Below are 16,218 nucleotides of genomic sequence, written 5' to 3' on the forward strand. Positions count from 1 at the left end.
TCCTCCCTACGCTGTTGAATCCCGCTCGGCAAGTCATATCGCGTTTATCGGGTAGGGCGGCCGGATCCGGTCAACCGGTTGTGATCATGTCCAGGCGGCGGAGGATCACGCCCTCGCGCAGCGCCCACGGACAGATCTCCAGCTCGCCGAGCTGGAACAGGTCCATCGCCGCGTCCGCGACGATCGCGCCCGCGAGCAGCTGGTGGGCCCGCCGCTCCGACACGCCGGGCAGCTCGGCCCGCTCCGCGGCGGGCATCGCGGCCAACTTGTCCGCCCAGTCGGTCAGCGCGGCGCCCCCCAGCACCCGCCGTTGGTACGGTCCATCCGCGGACGGGGCGGCCCCGCCGATCCGGGCTAGCTGCTTGAACGTCTTGGACGTCGCGACCGCGTGGTCGGCCGGGCCGTACCGGGCGACGTCCCCGACCCGCCGCGCGATCTCCGCCCGGACGTGCCGCCGCAGGGCGCGGACCTCGTCCTGCGGCGGCGGGTCGGCGCTGAACCTGGCGCGAGTCAGCCGGCCCGCGCCGAGCGGCAGCGAGAACGCCACGTCCGGCTCCTCGTCGACGCCGGACGCGATCTCCAGCGAGCCGCCGCCGATGTCCACGACCAGCAGCCGTCCCGACGACCAGCCGAACCAGCGCCGCACCGCGAGGAACGTGAGCCGCGCCTCCTCCTCGCCGGACAGCGCCTTGATGTCGATGTCCTTGTCGGCGCGGATCCGCTCCAGCACCTGCTCCCCGTTGGCGGCGTCGCGGACGGCGGAGGTGGCGAACGCGACGAGGTCCTCGACGCCCTTGTCCTCCGCGATCTGGAGCGCCTCGTCGACGAAGTCGCGCAGCAGCGACTCCCCCTCCTCGGACAGGCGCTCGCCGTCGTCCAGGTGGTCGGCGAGGCGCATGTCCGCCTTGTGGGAGAACGCGGGCAGGGGCCGGGCTCCCTCGTGGGCGTCCACCACCAGCAGGTGCACGGTGTTCGAGCCCACGTCCAGCACGCCGAGTCGCATATTTATGACGCTATCGGACGGTTTGGTCGACGTCGGGGGCGACCGTCCACGGACATGGCGACAGGTCACAGCACTATGACCGCGCGGACGCATTCGTGTCCCGCCCGCGCCCACGGCTACGGTGGCGGTCATGGAGACGGGAGCGCGACGGCGGTGGCGGGTGCCGCCCGGACAGGTGGCGGTGAAGTGCGTCGCGGCGGCGGCCGTCACGGCGCTCGTCGTCCTGTACAGGCACGACTACCAGTTCCTCTTCCTCGCGGCCGTGGCGGCGGTCGGGCTGAACGGGCTGGCCCTGCGCGACCTGCTCGCGCCGGTCCGCCTCAGCGCCGACGGCGAGGGCATGACGGTCGTGTCCGGCTACGCCGGGCACCGCCATGTGCCGTGGCGCGAGGTGACCTCCATCCGGGTGGACGAGCGGCGCCGCGTGCTGGCCCGCACCCGCATCCTGGAGATCGAGACCACCGACGACCTGCACCTGCTCAGCGCGTTCGACCTCGGCGCCGACGTGCACGACGTCGCCGACGAGCTGTACCGGATCCGCGCCCGCACCAGCCCCGAGCCGCCGCGCTAGCCCGGTTCGGGCAGCTCGTCGGCCGTGGGGAACGAACTCTGCGCCCCGTGCGCGCGGACGGCGGCGGCACCCGCGCGGGCGGCGTAGCGGGCCGCGTCCGGCAGCGCGTCGCCCCGCGCGAGCCGCAGGCACAGCGCGGCGGTGAAGGCGTCGCCCGCGCCGGTCGTGTCGACGGCCTTCACTCGCGGGGACGCGACCCTGACCGGGGCGGCGTGCGCGGCGTCCGTGACCACGACGCCGTCCGCGCCGAGCGTGATCACGACCGAGCGGGGGCCGGTCCGCGCGAGCGCCGCCGCGAGCCCGGCCGGGTCGGCCGAATCGGCGTGTCCGGCGGGGCGGGCGTCCTCGTCCAGCAGGCGGGCGGCCTCGTGTTCGTTGACGACGAGCGGGTCGCAGAGCGCGAGCAGGTCGGCGGGGACGGGCGCGGGCGGCGACAGGTTGAGCACGACCCGCCCGCCCGTACCGGCGGCGGCGTGGGCGGCCGCCTCCACGGCGGGCAGCGGCACCTCAAGCTGGAGGGACACGACGGACGCGGCGGCGATCAGGTCGCGGGCGGCGGCGACGTCCGCCGGGCCGAGCCGGGCGTTGGCGCCGGGCGAGACGACGATGCTGTTGTCCCCGTCCGGCCCGACCGTGATCATCGCGACGCCGGTGGGGACGCCGGGCGTGGTGGTGAGCTGGGCGAGGTCCACGCCGTCCGCCGCGAGGGCGTCGCGCAGCAGGGCGCCGTGGCCGTCGTCGCCGATCCGGCCGACCAGCGCGGCCCGGCCGCCGAGCCGGGCCACCGCGACGGCCTGGTTGGCGCCCTTGCCGCCCGGATGCGTCGCGAGGTCGGAGCCGAGGACGGTCTCCCCCGGCCCGGGCCGCCGGTCGACGCCGACGACCAGGTCCGCGTTGGCCGATCCGACTACGACGACGTCCCAGTCCCGCGTGGTCACAGTGCTTCATTCTGTCCGGAGCGTGGACAGGTCGACCACCTCGGACAGCTCGGCGACGGATGCGTAGTAGCCGCGGCCGACGAACGTCCCGTCCCGGGTGACCAGGAACGCGCTCTGGCCGTGTATTCCGACGAACCGCGCCCACACCCCGTGGGCGCCGCTCAGCCGGACCGCGGTGACCCGCACGCCGCCGGGCCCGGTCCAGCTTCCCCGATCGCCCCCCATGCACAGAACGTTACGCTTCGTAACTTTCCGTGACGAGCGCGGGGTCGTCCAGGAGATCAACGTTCGGTACGGTCACGAGGGCCGTCCTGCCCGGCGAGGACCGTCCGAACCGATCCATGAGGTCAAGAGTCGCCCCATCCGCGCTGGTCACGGACGATTTCCTGGAATGTCTCCCGGAACGCGGCGAAGCGCTCGTCGCCCAGGTGCCGCCGATGCCGCCGTTCGATGTCGGCGAGGATGGCGCGGGCCTTGGCGATCTCGTCCAGACCGTGCTCGGTGGGCACGACGCGCTTGGCCCGCCGGTCGGCCGGGTCGGGCTCGCGGCGCACGTACCCGAGCGCGACCAGCTCGTCGACGATCGACCCGACGATCTGTTTGTGCTGTCCAGAGCGGGCTGACAGCTCGGTCGCGCGCAGACCGGAACGGTCAAGGAAGGCGAGAACGGTGCCGTGCCGTGGCCGGACGCCCGGGTGCCCCTCCTCGGCCAGCCGCCGGAACAGCTCCTCCTGGAGCGCCCGCATCAGCTGACCGGCCAGCACGCCCAGATCGGGGCCCTCGGCCTCCGCCTCCACGGCCACCTCCCACTTGATAAGGCATCGTGACTGTCAACGTTCATGACCATAGCCGTTCATGACCATAGCAGCGGGGCGGTCCGGCCGGACGGATGATCTATAGGGTCGGGTCCGGAACGCCGACACTCCGTTGGAGGAGCGATGCACATCCGCCGCACCAGCGTGCACAACGCCTGGGACAACGCCGTCCCGCCCGTCGCGACCCTCGCGCCGGGCGACGAGCTGACCGTCGAGACCGCCGACGCGAGCGGCGGCCAGCTGCGGCCCGAGTCCGGGACGGCCGACGTCGGTGCCCTCGACTTCGGCAAGGTCAACCCGGTCACCGGCCCGTTCCACGTCGACGGTGCCCAGCCCGGTGACGCGCTGGTGATCGACGTGCTGGAGATGGAGACCGGCGACTGGGGCTGGACGGCCTGCATCCCCGGCTTCGGCCTGCTCACCGACGACTTCCCCGACGCGCACCTGCGGATCTCGAAGATCTCCGGCGGGTTCGCCGAGCCGTTCCCGGGGGTGCGGATCCCGGTCGTCCCGATGATCGGCACGATCGGGGTGGCGCCGCCGGAGCCGGGTGAGCACTCGATCGTCCCGCCGCGCCGCTGGGGCGGGAACATGGACATCCGGCACCTCGGCCCCGGGGCGCGGCTCGTCCTGCCGGTCGGTGTGGAGGGCGCGCTGCTGTCGCTCGGCGACGCGCACGCCGCGATGGGCGACGGCGAGGTCTGCGGCACCGGCGTCGAGACCGACGCGGTCGTGCGGCTCCGTGTGGACGTGCGGCGCGGGTCTGCGCCGTCCACCCCGATCATCGAGACGGATCCGCGCAGCCACCGGACCGGCGCGTCGCTCGCCACCACCGGCATCGGCCCCGACCTGATGCGGGCGTCGAAGGACGCGACGCGGGCCCTGATCGACGAGATCACCGCGCGGACCGGCATGGCCGCCGTCGACGCCTACCTGCTGGCCAGCGTCGCCGCCGACCTGAAGATCTCCGAGGTCGTGGACGTCCCCAACTGGATCGTCTCCGCCCACCTCGAACTGTCCCTCCTCTCCTGACGGCCGGTCCGAGAGGCCGCGCGTAGGGTCGGATCATGGGCGGAATGAGGATCGCGCTGTTTCTCACCTGCTTGAATCCTCCCCTCCCTGAAGGGAAGGGGATTCCCTCCCGTCATGGGGTTGGTGGGGATTTCCGGCTCAGGCGGCCTGGGAACCCGGCGGGCTCCCAGGTCTGACGCCTTCGGCACCGGCCGGGACGAAACCTGCCCGGACCAGCATCACGTGTGCGGAGTTCTTGTCCCTTGGACGAGACACCCCGCACGCCTCGCAGGTGTAGGTGCGTTCCGACAGCGGCAGTGCGTGCTTGGTTCTCGCTCCACACGATGCGCAGTCGGTCGTGGTGTTCCTCGGGTCGACCAGCACGACCAAACGGCCGTGCTTGCGGCCCATGTCGATCAGCTCACGTTTGGCCGCGCCGATCGCCGCGTCGGCGGCCTTGCGCGCCATCGTCGAACGCGCCAGGAACTTCGGTCTGAAGTCCTCCACCGCCACCCGGTCATGATCCCGCATCACCCGCTTGGCCCATTTACGGGCGGTGTCGGCACGTTGCCGCCGCACCTTGGCGTACTGCCGGGCCGCACGGCGCGCAGCCCGCTTGTACCCCTTGGAACCCGGCCCGCCCTTCGGGGTACGGCGGCGGGCCATCTGCCGTTGATACCTCGCCAGCCTCGCGGCAGCCGCCTTGCCGTGCTGGGGGTGGGGGAGGTCGTGGGCGTCGCTGGTGGTGGTCGCCAACTGTTTGACGCCCCAGTCCACCCCGATCGCCCGGCCGGTCACCGGTAGCGGTTCGACTTGGGCGGGGACGACGAACGAGCAATACCAGTGGCCGACACCGTCGCGGTACACCCGCACCGACGACGGCATCGCAGGCAACTCCCGCGACCACACCACCCCCACCCCGATACCACCCGCCAGCACCAGCAATCCATCACGCAGCCGGAACCCGCGCCGCGTGTAGTTCAACGTCGGATCCGCCACGCCCCGCTTCTTCAGGTTCGGCATCCCGGCGCGCCGCCGCACCGGCAGCCGCTCCTTGATGTCCTTGATCGCTTTCGCGCGGGACCGGCCGAAATCACGGATGACCTGCTGCTGCGGCACACTGGCGCCCCGGCGCAACCACCCTCGCCCGGCGCGCCACCCGGTCAGCATCCGGTCCAACGCCGCCGGGCCGATCTTCTCCCCCGCCCGGTGCGCGGCACGAGACTCCACCACGCACTGGTTCCACACCCAGCGGCAACGGTCCCATTCCCGCAGCAGAGCCCGCTCGGCGCGGCCGGACAGGCGGAGACGGTAGGTGTACCGGGCGACACCCGGCTCCTCTTCCGTTCCCGTCTGCGGCATGACACGAAACCTACCGCATTACTTCGAACACGTGTGCGAGAACATTCAGATCTCGCCGGACGACCATCCGCCCTGGAGGTGTTCCTGCAACTGTTGCCGCGCTCGTCCACAGCCGAGCGGATGAACCCGTACACGTCCGCGTGGACGGGCGTCCATCCCGGTGACGGCCCGCGCGCCTTCCATCTCGTCCTGCTCGACAACGGGCGCACCGCGACCCTGGCCGACGAGGTGGGACGGCAGGCGCTGCGCTGCATCCGCTGCTCGGCGTGCCTGAACGTGTGCCCGGTCTACCGGCGCGCGGGCGGCCACGCCTACGGGTCGCCGTACCAGGGGCCGATCGGCGCGATCCTGTCGCCGCAGCTCAGGGGCCTCGGGTCGGACGTGGACCGGTCCCTGCCGTTCGCGTCGTCGCTGTGCGGGGCGTGTTTCGACGCGTGCCCGGTCGCGATCGACATCCCGGAGGTGCTCGTCCACCTGCGGGCCCGCGCCGTCGAGACGGGCCCGCGCCACCGCCTCGAACGGCTCGCGATGGCGGCGGCGGGATGGACGCTGCGCTCCCCCGCCCGGCTCGCGCTCGCCCAGCGCGCCGCCTCCGCCGCGCGGCGCGTCGTGTCTCGGCGTGGCCGGATCCGGCGACTTCCCGGGCCGCTCGGCGCCTGGACCGAGACCCGGGACGCGCCCGTCCCGCCGCCCGAGTCGTTCCGCGCGTGGTGGTCCCGCACGGGCGGCCAGGACGGGAGCGAGACGTGAACGCGCGCGAGGAGATCCTGCGCCGGGTGGACCGGGCCGCCCCGGCGACGGGGCCGGATGCGGTCGCCGCGTCCTACGCCCGGATCGACCGCGACTACGTGCGCCGCCATCACGACGGCGACGTTCTCGACCTGTTCGCCGAGCGGGTCGCCGACTACCGCGCGACGGTCCTGCGCGTGCGGCCGGCCGACGTGGCGCAGGTGGTCGCCGAGCGGCTCGCGGCGCATCCCGGGCCCTACGGCGTGCCGTCCGACCTGCCCGCCGCGTGGACGTCGGCGACGGCCGCGGAACTGGTGCGCGACCCGCCGCTGGCCTCGCTCGACGGGCTGGCGGGCGCGGTGACCGGCTGCGCCGTGGCGATCGCCGAGACCGGCACGATCGTCCTGGACCACGGCGTCGCGCAGGGGCGCCGCGCGCTGTCGCTCGTCCCCGACCGCCATCTGATCGTCGTGCTCGCCGGGCAGGTCGCCCCGGACGTCCCCGAGGCGCTGGCGCGGCTCGACCCGGCGCGGCCGTTGACGCTGGTCTCGGGCCCGTCCGCGACGAGCGACATCGAACTGTCCCGGGTCGAGGGCGTGCACGGCCCGCGCACCCTGGAGGTCGTGCTCGCCGAATAACCCCCGGAGGCCCCCGGCGGCGGCGTTATGCTCGACGGTGCGGGCACAGCGTGTGATCAGGCGGTCGGTGCCCGCGACATCACGGCGTCGCCGCGCGGCCCATGTAGCGGAGGTCACGACGGCGGAACGGTTTACCCACCCGAGGTTGACACGAGGCGCGCGAGGACGGTTGATAGCAGTGAAGCAACGGCGCGGTCAATACCGTGAAGATCAGGGCCGTGACGGTCAGGGCCGTGACGATCAGGCTGGAGCCACCGGTGACGGTGCAGGTGACGGGCCGCTCGCGGGGCCGCGCCCACCCGGCGCGTGACCGGCGGGCGGGGACGCGGCGCCCCACCTTATTGACGTTCGACCCGATAGGGTAAAACCCGTCAATTCTCTGGAACCGCTACAAAGAAGCACGATCACGGCGTATCGACCGCCTGTCACTGTTGGGGTGTGGACATGGAGGGTCGTACCGGCCATGGCGGCGCGGAGCCGTCGAACGGCGTTCCCCTCGTCGGCCGGCAGGACGTCCTCCGCGCCTTCGACGGGGCCCTGGACGCCACCGCGGCCGACTCGTTCCGGTTCCTCGCGCTCGTCGGCGAGCCGGGCGCGGGCAAGACCCGCCTGCTGAACGAGCTGTGGAGCGCGGCGGGCGCCCGCAAGCTCGTCGTCCTGGCCGGGCGCGCCGCCGAGTTCGAGCAGGAGATGCCGTTCGGCGCGGTCGTCGACGCCCTCGACGACCACCTTGAGGAGCACGTCGGCGACCTCGCCCCGACGACCGTACGGCTGCTGGCCCCGGTGTTCCCCGCCCTGTCGGCCGCCCTCACCTACGGCGAGCACCCCGGCCCCCACCCGGCGGCCCCCCACCCGGCGGCCCCCCACCCGGCGGTCCCGCACGGCGCGCTCGGCGCGTCCCCCGATGCCACACCCGTCGCGCGCTACCAGCTGTACCGGGCGGTGCGGCACCTGCTGGAGCAGGTGGCGGCGCCGTCGGGCCTGGTGCTGATCCTCGACGACGTCCACTGGGCCGACGACGCCACGATCGAGTTGCTGGACCATCTCGTCCGGCACCCGCCGCGCGCCCGCGTGCTGATCGCGCTCGCGTACCGTCCCGCGCAGGCGTCGCCCCGGCTGGCCGCGCTGGTGCAGGCGTCCCTCCAGGCCGTCGGCGGCGACCGGCTGCCGGTGCGGCCGCTCACCCAGGACGAGGTCACCGAGCTGCTCGGCCCCGGCGTCAGCGGGACGCGCTGCCGCGAGCTGTACCGGGCGAGCGGCGGCAACCCCTTCTACCTGGAGGCCCTCGCCCGCACGCGGGAGCCCGTCGCGGCGGGCGACGCCGAGGGCGAGCTGCCCCCGGCGGTGCGCGCCGCGCTCCAACTGGAGCTGAGCGGGCTGTCCCCGCAGGCGCAACTGATCGCGCAGAGCGCGGCGGTCGCGTCCGACGAGTTCACCCCGCTGCTGGCGGCCGCGGCTGCGGAGGTGACCGAGCAGGAGGCCCTCGCCGCGCTGGACGAGCTGGTCGCCCGCGACATCGTGCGGCCGCGCGCCGAGCGGTTCCGGTTCCGGCATCCGCTCGTCCGGCACGCCGCGTACCGGTCGGCGGCGGCGGGCTGGCGGCTGGCCGCGCACGGCCGCATCGCCGCCTACCTGACCAGCGTCGGCGCACCGGCGGCGGTGCGGGCCCGGCATCTGGAACGGTCGGGCCGGATCGGCGACCGCGACGCCATCGCCACCCTGGTCGAGGCCGCGCGCACGTTCGCCACGCAGGCCCCGACGACCGCCGCGCACTGGTTGCAGGCCGCGCTCAGCCTGATGCCGACGACCGGCCCGGTGGACGCCAGGGACGACGACGACGCCGACGACCCGGCGCTGCCGTCCCGGCTGGAGCTGATGATGGAGCTGGCGCAGGTCCAGACGGTCGGCGGGCACCTCATCGAGGGCCGCGAGACCGCGCGGAACGTGCTGCGGATGCTCCCGCCCGACGACTACGAGCGGCGCGCCCGCGCGGCCCGGCTCGCCGCGCTGATGGAACGGCAGCTCGACCGTCCGCACGAGGCGCGCGCGCTGCTGCTCGACGAGCTGCGCCGCATGCCCGACCCCCGCTCACCGGCCGCCGTCCCGCTGCGCATGCGGCTCGTCGCGGAACGGATGATGCGGATCGACTTCCGCGCCGCGCAGGCCGTGCTGGACCTGATGCCCGACAGCTCCGACGACTGGGAGCCCAGCCTGAAGCTGGCGGTCGCGGCGGTCCGCCCGATGCCCGCGCTGGCGGCCGGACGCGTCCAGGACGCCGTCCGCTACCTGGATGCCGCCGATCGGCTGGTCAACGCCGCCCCCGACGAGCACCTGGCCGAATGGATGGACGCGATCGCCTGGCTGTGCTGGGCGGAGTCGTTCATGGGCCACTTCCAGAACGCGGCCGAACGGTTCCAGCGCGCGGTCACCATCGCCCGCGCGACCGGGCAGCAGTACATCGTCACGAACCTGATGTCGGGCCTGGCCCGCGCGCACGGGATGCTCGGCCGCCTGGAGGAGGCCGCCGCCGCCGTCGAGGAGGCGGTGGAGGAGGCCAGGCTGCTCGACTCCGGGCAGCAGCTGGTGTTCGCGCTGACCCAGCAGAGCCTGGTGACGGGCTGGTCCGGCGACAACGACTCCGCGCTGCGGCAGGCCGAGGAGGCCGTCGAGGTCGGCGCGGGCGTCGGCGAGTGGTGGGGGTCGATGGCCCGGTACGCGCACGGCACGGCGCTGATCGGGCTCGGCCGGCTCGACGAGGCCGCCGAGGCGTTCGAGCGCGCGGTCAGCGGGCCGCTCGACCAGCGCACGCAGCTGTCGGTCAGCGAGATGATGGCCGGGGTCGAGGCCGGACGCGACCGCGCCGACGCGGCGGCCCGGTGGGTGCGGCGCGCCGAACGACTCGTCATCCCCGGCCTGGACGCGCACAACGCGCTCGCGCGGCTCGCAAGCGCGCACGCCCTCCAGACCACCGACGCGGAGGCGGCCGCGCGGGAGGCGCTCGCGGCGGCGACGACGCTGGCCGAGGCCGGCCATCTGCTCGACGTCGGCCGCGCCCGGCTGCGCGCCGGGCAGGCGCACGCCGAGGCCGGTGACCGCGCCGCCGCCCGCGAGCAGCTGCGGCAGGCCGCCGAGATCTTCACGAGCTGCGGGGCGAAGGCGCTGCACGCCCAGGTCGTCCGCGAGCAGCGCAGGCTCGGCGTGCGGGTCCCGGCCAAGGGTGGCCGTGGCGGCCGGAACTCCCAGCTCCCTGGCGGGCTGTCCAAACGCGAGTACGAGGTCGCGTCGCTGGTCGTCGAGGGCTGTACGAACTCTCAGATCGCCGAGCGGTTGTTCGTCAGCATCCGGACGGTCGAGACGCACCTGTCGCACATCTTCGCCAAGTTCGGGGTGAGCTCGCGGGTCGGCGTGGTGAACGCCCTCACCCGCGCCGCGCCGGACCCGGGCGGACCGGGCAGCGACTGACGTCCCGATTCGGGGTTCCCGAACTTCCGCTCAACGGGGATCATCACAGTAGTAACGGACATCGCCGCGATGCGCTCTCCTCCTGCTGATCGGGTTCCGGGGCAGAAGTACGGGTTTACCACGATGCCCCGAAACGCCGGGTCACAGCATCATCGTTGCGGGATTTGGAGGTGGCCAGACATGGATCGAGTGATCCCCCGGTTCACGCTTAGCGGCGTGCATGACGCGGACATTTCGACATATCCGGTCACGACCGAGGACGGCCTCGGGCTGACGCTGACCCGGTTCCTGCGCGAGGAGAGCGACAACGTCGTCCTGCTCCTGCACGGGCTCACGTCCTCCAGCGACCTGTACATCATGCCGGAGATCCCGAACCTGGCGTCCCACCTGCTCGACAACGGGTTCACCGACGTCTGGACGCTCGACTTCCGGATGAGCGGACGCTACCCGTACGACACCGAGACGCACCGCTACACCCTGGACGACATCGCCCTGTACGACTTCCCGCCCGCGCTGGCGGAGCTGCGCAAGCACATCGGCGACCGCAAGCTGCACGTCTTCTCGCACTGCCTGGGCGCCGTGTCGTTCTCGATGGCCGTGTTCGCCGGGACCATCTCCGGCATCACCACCCTGACCTGCAACAGCGTCTCGCTGACGCCCCGGGTCCCGAAGTGGTCGAGGTTCAAGCTCGGCCTCGGCACCTGGATGCTCGAATACGTCGTCGGGCTACCGTTCCTGGACCCGAGGTTCGGGCACGCGCCGCGCTTCACCCGCGCCTGGATGACGTCGCGGGGCGTGTCGATGTTCCACCGCGAGTGCGACGTCCGCGCCTGCCACATGCAGAGCTTCCAGTGGGGGGCGGGCAGGCCCGCGATGTACGAGCACGACAACCTGCTGCCCGAGACGCACGCGCGCGTCGCCGACATTTGCGGCGCGTCCGCGATGAACTACTACCGGCACGTCCGCAAGATGGTCAAAGCCGGGCACTCGGTGAAGTTCGCGCCCAACGACCGCCGGTACGCGGCCCTGCCCGAGAACTACCTCACGAACGCGGCGGACGTCGAGACGTCCCTGCTGCTGCTCGCGCCGGGCAACAACCGCGTCTTCACCGACTCGAACGTCCATTTGCACAAGATCCTGGAGAAGGCCGCGCCCGGACGCCACGAGCTGGCCGTCCTCCCCGGCTACGGGCACCTGGATCCGATCATCGGCAAGGACTCCCACATCGACGTCTACCCGCTGGTCGTCGACTTCCTGAAACGCCACAGCTCATGAGCGCGGCGGCGGTTCCGGCGGTGAAGCGGAAGGAAAGGCAGCGGAGGGGTCGGTTCGATGGGTGACGACATGAGGGACGGCGCCGCGCGCGAGCACGTCGACGCGGTGGTGGTCGGGTCCGGGTTCGGCGGGTCCGTGTCCGCGTACCGGCTGGCGGACGCCGGGCTGTCGGTCGTCCTGATGGAACGCGGGCAGCCCTACCCGCCGGGCACGTTCCCCCGCTCCCCCTCAGAGATGGGGCGCGCGTTCTGGGATCCGGACGCCGGGCTCTACGGGATGTTCGACGTGTGGAGCTTCAAGGGCTGCGACTCGGTCGTGTCCGCGGGCCTCGGCGGCGGCTCCCTGATCTACGCGAACGTGCTGCTGCGCAAGGACGAGAACTGGTTCGTCAACGACGGCCCCGGCGGCTCCTACGACCCGTGGCCGATCTCGCGCGCCGACCTGGACCCGCACTACGGCGTGGTCGAGAAGATGATGGGCGCGACGCCGTACCCGCTCGACCAGGTCCCGTTCGACGACACGCCGAAGACGCACGCGATGCAGGACGCGGCCGCCGAACTCGGCCTCCAGTGCACGCTGCCGCCACTCGCGGTCAGCTTCGCCGCGCGGCCGGGCGGCGAACCCGGGCTCAGCCTGCCGATCGCCGACGCGGGCTACCGCAACATCCACGGCGTGCCCCGGCGGACGTGCCGGTTGTGCGGCGAGTGCGACATCGGCTGCAACGAGGGCTCCAAGAACAGCCTCGACCACACCTACCTGTCGGCCGCGGCGCACCGGGGCGCCGACATCCGCACGTCGCACGAGGTGAAGGCGCTGCGGCCCCGGCCCGGCGGCGGATACGAGGTCGACTACGTCCACCACGACGTCCCGCCGCGCTCGGCGGGCGTGACGTTGAAGAAGCGGCGCCGCCCGGTCGTCCGGACGATCACCTGCGACCGGCTGATCCTGGGCGCGGGCACCTACGGCACGACGTTCCTGCTGCTGAAGTCGCGGGACGCGTTCCCGGGGCTCAGCGACGCGCTCGGCAGCCGGTTCAGCGGCAACGGCGACCTGCTGACGTTCCTGCTGCGGGCCACCGACCGCAACCGGGTCCGTCCGCTGAACGCCAGCAGGGGCCCGGTGATCACCACGGCGATCCGGTTGCCCGACGACCTGGACGGCGTGCCCGGCGCGGGCCCCGGCGCCTACATCCAGGACGGCGGCTACCCCGGGTTCACCGACTGGATCGTCGAGGGTTACGACGTCGAGAACGACGTCGAACGCGCGATGAAGTTCCTGTGGGGCCGGTTCACCGCCCTGTTCCGTGAGGCGCCCGACACGAACCTGTCCAAGGAGCTGTCGGACCTCATCGGCGACGGCGCCCTCACGGTCAGCTCGCTGCCGCTGCTCGGCATGGGCCGCGACACCCCCGACGGGCGGCTGCTACTCCGGGACGGGCGGTTGTCGGCGGACTGGACGACGGCGACCAGCGAGGACCTGTTCAACCGGGTCCGCAAGACGATGCGCGGCATCGCGGACATGCTCGGCGCCGACTACGCCGACAACCCGATGTGGTTCCGCAAGCGCATCATCACCGTCCATCCTCTCGGCGGCGCCCCGATGGGCGCCCACCCGGGCGAGGGCGTCTGCGACGCCTTCGGCGAGGTGTTCGGGTTCCCTGGCCTCTATATCGCCGACGGGGCGGCGATGCCGGGGCCGGTGGGCCCGAACCCCTCGCTCACCATCGCCGCGCAGGCCGACCGGTTGGCCACGCGGTTGCTGGAGAACGCGTCCGCACAAGGAGGTGCGGGCGGCCCCGCCGTCACCGCCCCGTCTGCCACGGGGGCCGAGCCGGGCGGGGACTCCGGCTCGCCGGACGGGGCGGGCGACGGCCCGGAACACGGGACCGCGAACGGGACCGCGCACGGGCCGGTCACCGGCTCCGTCAGTGGTTCCATCAATGGTTCCGTCAATGGTTCCGCGCACGGTTCCGTGAACGGGGTCGCGAATGGCTCGGCGACGTACGGTCCGGTTTCGGGGGGCCACGGAGGAAGTCGGGGGGTGTCCGCCGTGGCCTCGGATCGTACGTCGCTGTGGTTCACCGAGGAGATGAAGGGGTTCGTCACCTACGGGGAGACCGACCCGGAGGTCGGCGCGGAGGGCGACGCGCGGCGCCGCCTGTCGTTCCGCCTGACGATCACGGCGGACGACACCGACCGGTTCGTCCGCGAGGCGGGCCACGAGGCACGCGCCGAGGGCTGGGTCGACGCCGCCGGTCACGGGGGCCGGCGCCGGGTCGAGCGCGGCACGTTCAACCTGTTCGTCGATCCCGCGGGGGGCGCGGGAGGCGGCGAGGACAGGCGGTTGATGCGGTACCGCCTGTTCTACACCGACGGCGACGGCCGGGCCCGCACGCTGACCGGCGTGAAGAACGTCCTGCACGGTCCGCCGACGCGGATCTGGCCGGACACCTCCACGCTGTACGTGCGGCTGCTGGACGGTCACGTCGACGCCGACGGGGAGAGCGACGCGGAGGTGGTCGGCGCGGGGGTGCTCCACATCCGGCTGACCGACTTCGCGCGGCAGCTCACGACGTTCCGCACGTCGGGCCCGGACGGCGCGGAGGCGCTGCTCAGGTTCGGCCGGTTCTTCGCGGGCGAACTGTGGGAGGTGTACGGCCCCGATCCGGTGTGATCGGGGCGAACGGACCGGGGGAAACGGGGGAAACACGGGGGAAACGGAGGGACCGGGGGAAACACGGGGGGCCGTGGTCGTGCAGGCCGAGGGAACTGCGGGGTGCTCTCGGCCTGCACCCTTTTCGCCGGGGGTCGCGCGGGGGGTCGCGCGGCCCCCGGCCCCGCACTCACCGGTGGGCGCGTGGTGCGGGGGGCTCGCGGGACGCGGCCCCTGAGCGCGTCCCGGAGGTTTCGGGGGCGGGCCGTCAGCCGCGGACGATCCCGTAGAACCGCTCGACGGTGAGGCGGACGACGAGACGCCCGTCCTCGACCATGACGCGGCGGTACTCGTCCCAGTCGGGGTGGTCGCCGCGGATGTCGCGGTACACCTCCACGAGTTCCTCGACGGTCGCGTCGCCGGGTTCGGCGGCGACGGGCGACAACTCGGCGGTGCCCTCGGCGACCGCATAGGACCAGCCGTCGGCGGAGCTGACGTGCAGGCTGGCGCGCGGGTCCCGGGCCAGGTTGCGGGCCTTGGCCCGGTCCGCGGTGATCGAGATCCGGGCGAGCCGCCGGGCCTCGTCGTAGTGGTAGTTGATGTTGGACGACTGGGGCCGCCCGTCCCGTCTGAGGGTGATCAGCACCCCGAGGTCCCGCCCCGCCACCAGCTTCGCAAGCGCCGTCTCGTCCGCCATCGTCGGCCTCCGTCCTGAACACGCCCTGGTCCGCTTTCCAGGCGTCAACCGCGCACCGGCCCGATCGCTTCCCGGGGGCGGGAGGCGATCGGAACTATCCGGCGGCGAGGGCGGGGAAGTCGAGGACGTCGGCGGCGGGCTCGGCGTCCCGGCCGTCGCCGCCGTCCCCGGCGCCCGTCCCGTCGGTTCGGTCGGTCCTGTCGGCGCTGTCGGCGCGGCGGGCGGCGCGGCCGGTGAGGATGTGGCCGCGGAACACCGTGCCCTTCGCGGTGACCTTGATGGGCTGGAACGCTTCCGGCGGCAGCGCGCAGAACCCGGTCCGGACGACGTCCTCGAACAGCGAGTCGGACACGACGCAGGCCAGGTCGCGGTCCGCGTCGCCGCGCAGCAGGGCGCGCAGCGGCGCGGCGTCCAGCAGCCGCTGGACGACGATGGGCGCGTCCCCCGCCGGACCGAACGGCCCGGCGGTCAGCGTGCCGTGGTGCAGCGACAGCCGCACCCGCAGCGGACGCCGCGCCTCGCCGCCCGGCCCGCGGTTCAGGTCACGGAGCGCACCGGCGAGGCCGATGACGAAGTCGCCCGCGACCGCGGCGGGGTCGGTCCCGTCCGGCAGCGTGGCGAGCTCCCCGTCCCCGCCGACCTGCTTGTCCCACCGGCCGCGGTCCAGCCCCGCGGCGTGCGCGGCGCCGTCGAGCGCGTCGCACAGGTCGCGCTGCGCGAGCAGCTGCTCGCGGGTGTCGCGCTTGCTGTACCCCTGGATGTCCACCGCCACCAGCAGACGGTAGGTGAGTCGTGTGTTCGCGTTCCCGTTCACTGTGCCGATCCCGCCCCTCGGTCCTGAAGTGGGCAAATGGGCTTGGTGCCCGCATTCGCTCCAATGCGTGGAGTGAGCGTTGCCCTCTCGTGGACCCGTGGTGACGGGCTCCCCGTGCTGACCGTCGCAACTACGACGCGGTCCGTGCACGGCCCGCGCCGCCGGTAAGGAGAAGGTGGCGAACTAGTAAGGGTCGGCGGAAAGGGCGTCCCGTCCGGGCACCCGTTGAACCTCCGGTGGCGGGGAGCCCG

At 73.0% G+C, this 16,218-nt stretch carries 13 protein-coding genes and 1 pseudogene; 7 read left to right on the forward strand and 7 right to left on the reverse strand.

Annotated features, from left to right (window positions below):
* Nucleotides 1-70: 70 nt before the first annotated feature.
* A complete protein-coding gene (locus tag ABD808_RS35335; RefSeq protein WP_344906798.1) occupies nt 71-1,003 on the reverse strand; it encodes a Ppx/GppA family phosphatase in 933 nt (310 codons plus the stop codon).
* Nucleotides 1,004-1,133: 130 nt separating this feature from the next.
* Between ABD808_RS35335 and ABD808_RS35340 the strand changes: the two genes are divergently transcribed.
* A complete protein-coding gene (locus tag ABD808_RS35340; protein ID WP_344906801.1) occupies nt 1,134-1,574 on the forward strand; it encodes a PH domain-containing protein in 441 nt (146 codons plus the stop codon).
* Here the strand turns inward: ABD808_RS35340 and ABD808_RS35345 are convergent.
* The 3 genes from ABD808_RS35345 to ABD808_RS35355 all read right to left on the reverse strand — a co-directional run bounded on the left by ABD808_RS35345 (nt 1,571) and on the right by ABD808_RS35355 (nt 3,315).
* Nucleotides 1,571-2,512 carry a ribokinase gene (locus ABD808_RS35345; RefSeq protein ID WP_344906805.1) on the reverse strand — a complete coding sequence of 314 codons (942 nt, stop codon included), beginning with the start codon at nt 2,510-2,512 and terminating at the stop codon, nt 1,571-1,573. The genes ABD808_RS35340 and ABD808_RS35345 overlap by 4 nt on opposite strands.
* 6 nt (nt 2,513-2,518) lie before the next feature.
* Nucleotides 2,519-2,737, reverse strand: a complete 219-nt coding sequence (locus ABD808_RS35350; RefSeq protein WP_344906808.1) for a hypothetical protein — start codon at nt 2,735-2,737, stop codon at nt 2,519-2,521.
* Between the two features lie 122 nt (nt 2,738-2,859).
* Nucleotides 2,860-3,315 (reverse strand): MarR family winged helix-turn-helix transcriptional regulator, encoded by a 456-nt coding sequence (locus tag ABD808_RS35355; protein WP_344906811.1) that lies wholly within the window; start codon nt 3,313-3,315, stop codon nt 2,860-2,862.
* A gap of 135 nt (nt 3,316-3,450) precedes the next feature.
* Between ABD808_RS35355 and ABD808_RS35360 the strand changes: the two genes are divergently transcribed.
* Entirely contained in the window at nt 3,451-4,359 is a 909-nt protein-coding gene (locus ABD808_RS35360; protein ID WP_344906815.1) for an acetamidase/formamidase family protein, read from the forward strand.
* Nucleotides 4,360-4,497: 138 nt separating this feature from the next.
* On the opposite strand, the gene ABD808_RS35365 is transcribed toward ABD808_RS35360, so the two are convergent.
* Complete coding sequence (locus tag ABD808_RS35365; protein WP_344906817.1) at nt 4,498-5,700, reverse strand: RNA-guided endonuclease InsQ/TnpB family protein; 1,203 nt, start codon at nt 5,698-5,700, stop codon at nt 4,498-4,500.
* Nucleotides 5,701-5,772: 72 nt separating this feature from the next.
* On the opposite strand from ABD808_RS35365, the pseudogene ABD808_RS35370 reads away from it, so the two are divergent.
* The 5 genes and pseudogenes from ABD808_RS35370 to ABD808_RS35390 all read left to right on the forward strand — a co-directional run.
* Nucleotides 5,773-6,450: pseudogene (locus ABD808_RS35370) on the forward strand (4Fe-4S dicluster domain-containing protein); the annotation flags it as partial.
* Nucleotides 6,447-7,067: a LutC/YkgG family protein gene (locus ABD808_RS35375; protein ID WP_344906819.1), complete on the forward strand. Its 621-nt coding sequence runs from the start codon at nt 6,447-6,449 to the stop codon at nt 7,065-7,067. The pseudogene ABD808_RS35370 and the gene ABD808_RS35375, both read left to right, overlap by 4 nt.
* A gap of 444 nt (nt 7,068-7,511) precedes the next feature.
* Nucleotides 7,512-10,529 carry a helix-turn-helix transcriptional regulator gene (locus tag ABD808_RS35380; protein WP_344906822.1) on the forward strand — a complete coding sequence of 1,006 codons (3,018 nt, stop codon included), beginning with the start codon at nt 7,512-7,514 and terminating at the stop codon, nt 10,527-10,529.
* A 180-nt stretch (nt 10,530-10,709) separates the two neighbouring features.
* Nucleotides 10,710-11,804 carry an alpha/beta hydrolase gene (locus ABD808_RS35385; protein ID WP_344906825.1) on the forward strand — a complete coding sequence of 365 codons (1,095 nt, stop codon included), beginning with the start codon at nt 10,710-10,712 and terminating at the stop codon, nt 11,802-11,804.
* Between the two features lie 57 nt (nt 11,805-11,861).
* A complete protein-coding gene (locus ABD808_RS35390) occupies nt 11,862-14,477 on the forward strand; it encodes a GMC oxidoreductase (protein ID WP_344906828.1) in 2,616 nt (871 codons plus the stop codon).
* Between the two features lie 247 nt (nt 14,478-14,724).
* On the opposite strand, the gene ABD808_RS35395 is transcribed toward ABD808_RS35390, so the two are convergent.
* Both ABD808_RS35395 and ABD808_RS35400 read right to left on the reverse strand, forming a co-directional pair.
* On the reverse strand, nt 14,725-15,153 hold the full coding sequence (locus ABD808_RS35395; RefSeq protein WP_344906830.1) for a PPOX class F420-dependent oxidoreductase: 429 nt from the start codon (nt 15,151-15,153) through the stop codon (nt 14,725-14,727).
* 94 nt (nt 15,154-15,247) lie between these two features.
* Nucleotides 15,248-15,967 carry a hypothetical protein gene (locus ABD808_RS35400; protein WP_344906833.1) on the reverse strand — a complete coding sequence of 240 codons (720 nt, stop codon included), beginning with the start codon at nt 15,965-15,967 and terminating at the stop codon, nt 15,248-15,250.
* Between the last annotated feature and the right edge of the window lie 251 nt (nt 15,968-16,218).

Origin of the sequence: Actinomadura meridiana, from assembly GCF_039537545.1 — a bacterium.
GTDB lineage: Bacteria > Actinomycetota > Actinomycetes > Streptosporangiales > Streptosporangiaceae > Spirillospora > Spirillospora meridiana.

Bases quoted from the DNA above. Each gene is read 5' to 3' on its own strand.
- ABD808_RS35380 (WP_344906822.1), top strand. From the start codon at position 7,512: ATGGAGGGTCGTACCGGCCATGGCGGCGCGGAGCCGTCGAACGGCGTT.
- ABD808_RS35340 (WP_344906801.1), top strand. From the start codon at position 1,134: ATGGAGACGGGAGCGCGACGGCGGTGGCGGGTGCCGCCCGGACAGGTG.
- ABD808_RS35365 (WP_344906817.1), bottom strand. From the start codon at position 5,700: ATGCCGCAGACGGGAACGGAAGAGGAGCCGGGTGTCGCCCGGTACACC.
- ABD808_RS35390 (WP_344906828.1), top strand. From the start codon at position 11,862: ATGGGTGACGACATGAGGGACGGCGCCGCGCGCGAGCACGTCGACGCG.
- ABD808_RS35350 (WP_344906808.1), bottom strand. From the start codon at position 2,737: ATGGGGGGCGATCGGGGAAGCTGGACCGGGCCCGGCGGCGTGCGGGTC.
- ABD808_RS35395 (WP_344906830.1), bottom strand. From the start codon at position 15,153: ATGGCGGACGAGACGGCGCTTGCGAAGCTGGTGGCGGGGCGGGACCTC.
- ABD808_RS35335 (WP_344906798.1), bottom strand. From the start codon at position 1,003: ATGCGACTCGGCGTGCTGGACGTGGGCTCGAACACCGTGCACCTGCTG.
- ABD808_RS35385 (WP_344906825.1), top strand. From the start codon at position 10,710: ATGGATCGAGTGATCCCCCGGTTCACGCTTAGCGGCGTGCATGACGCG.
- ABD808_RS35360 (WP_344906815.1), top strand. From the start codon at position 3,451: ATGCACATCCGCCGCACCAGCGTGCACAACGCCTGGGACAACGCCGTC.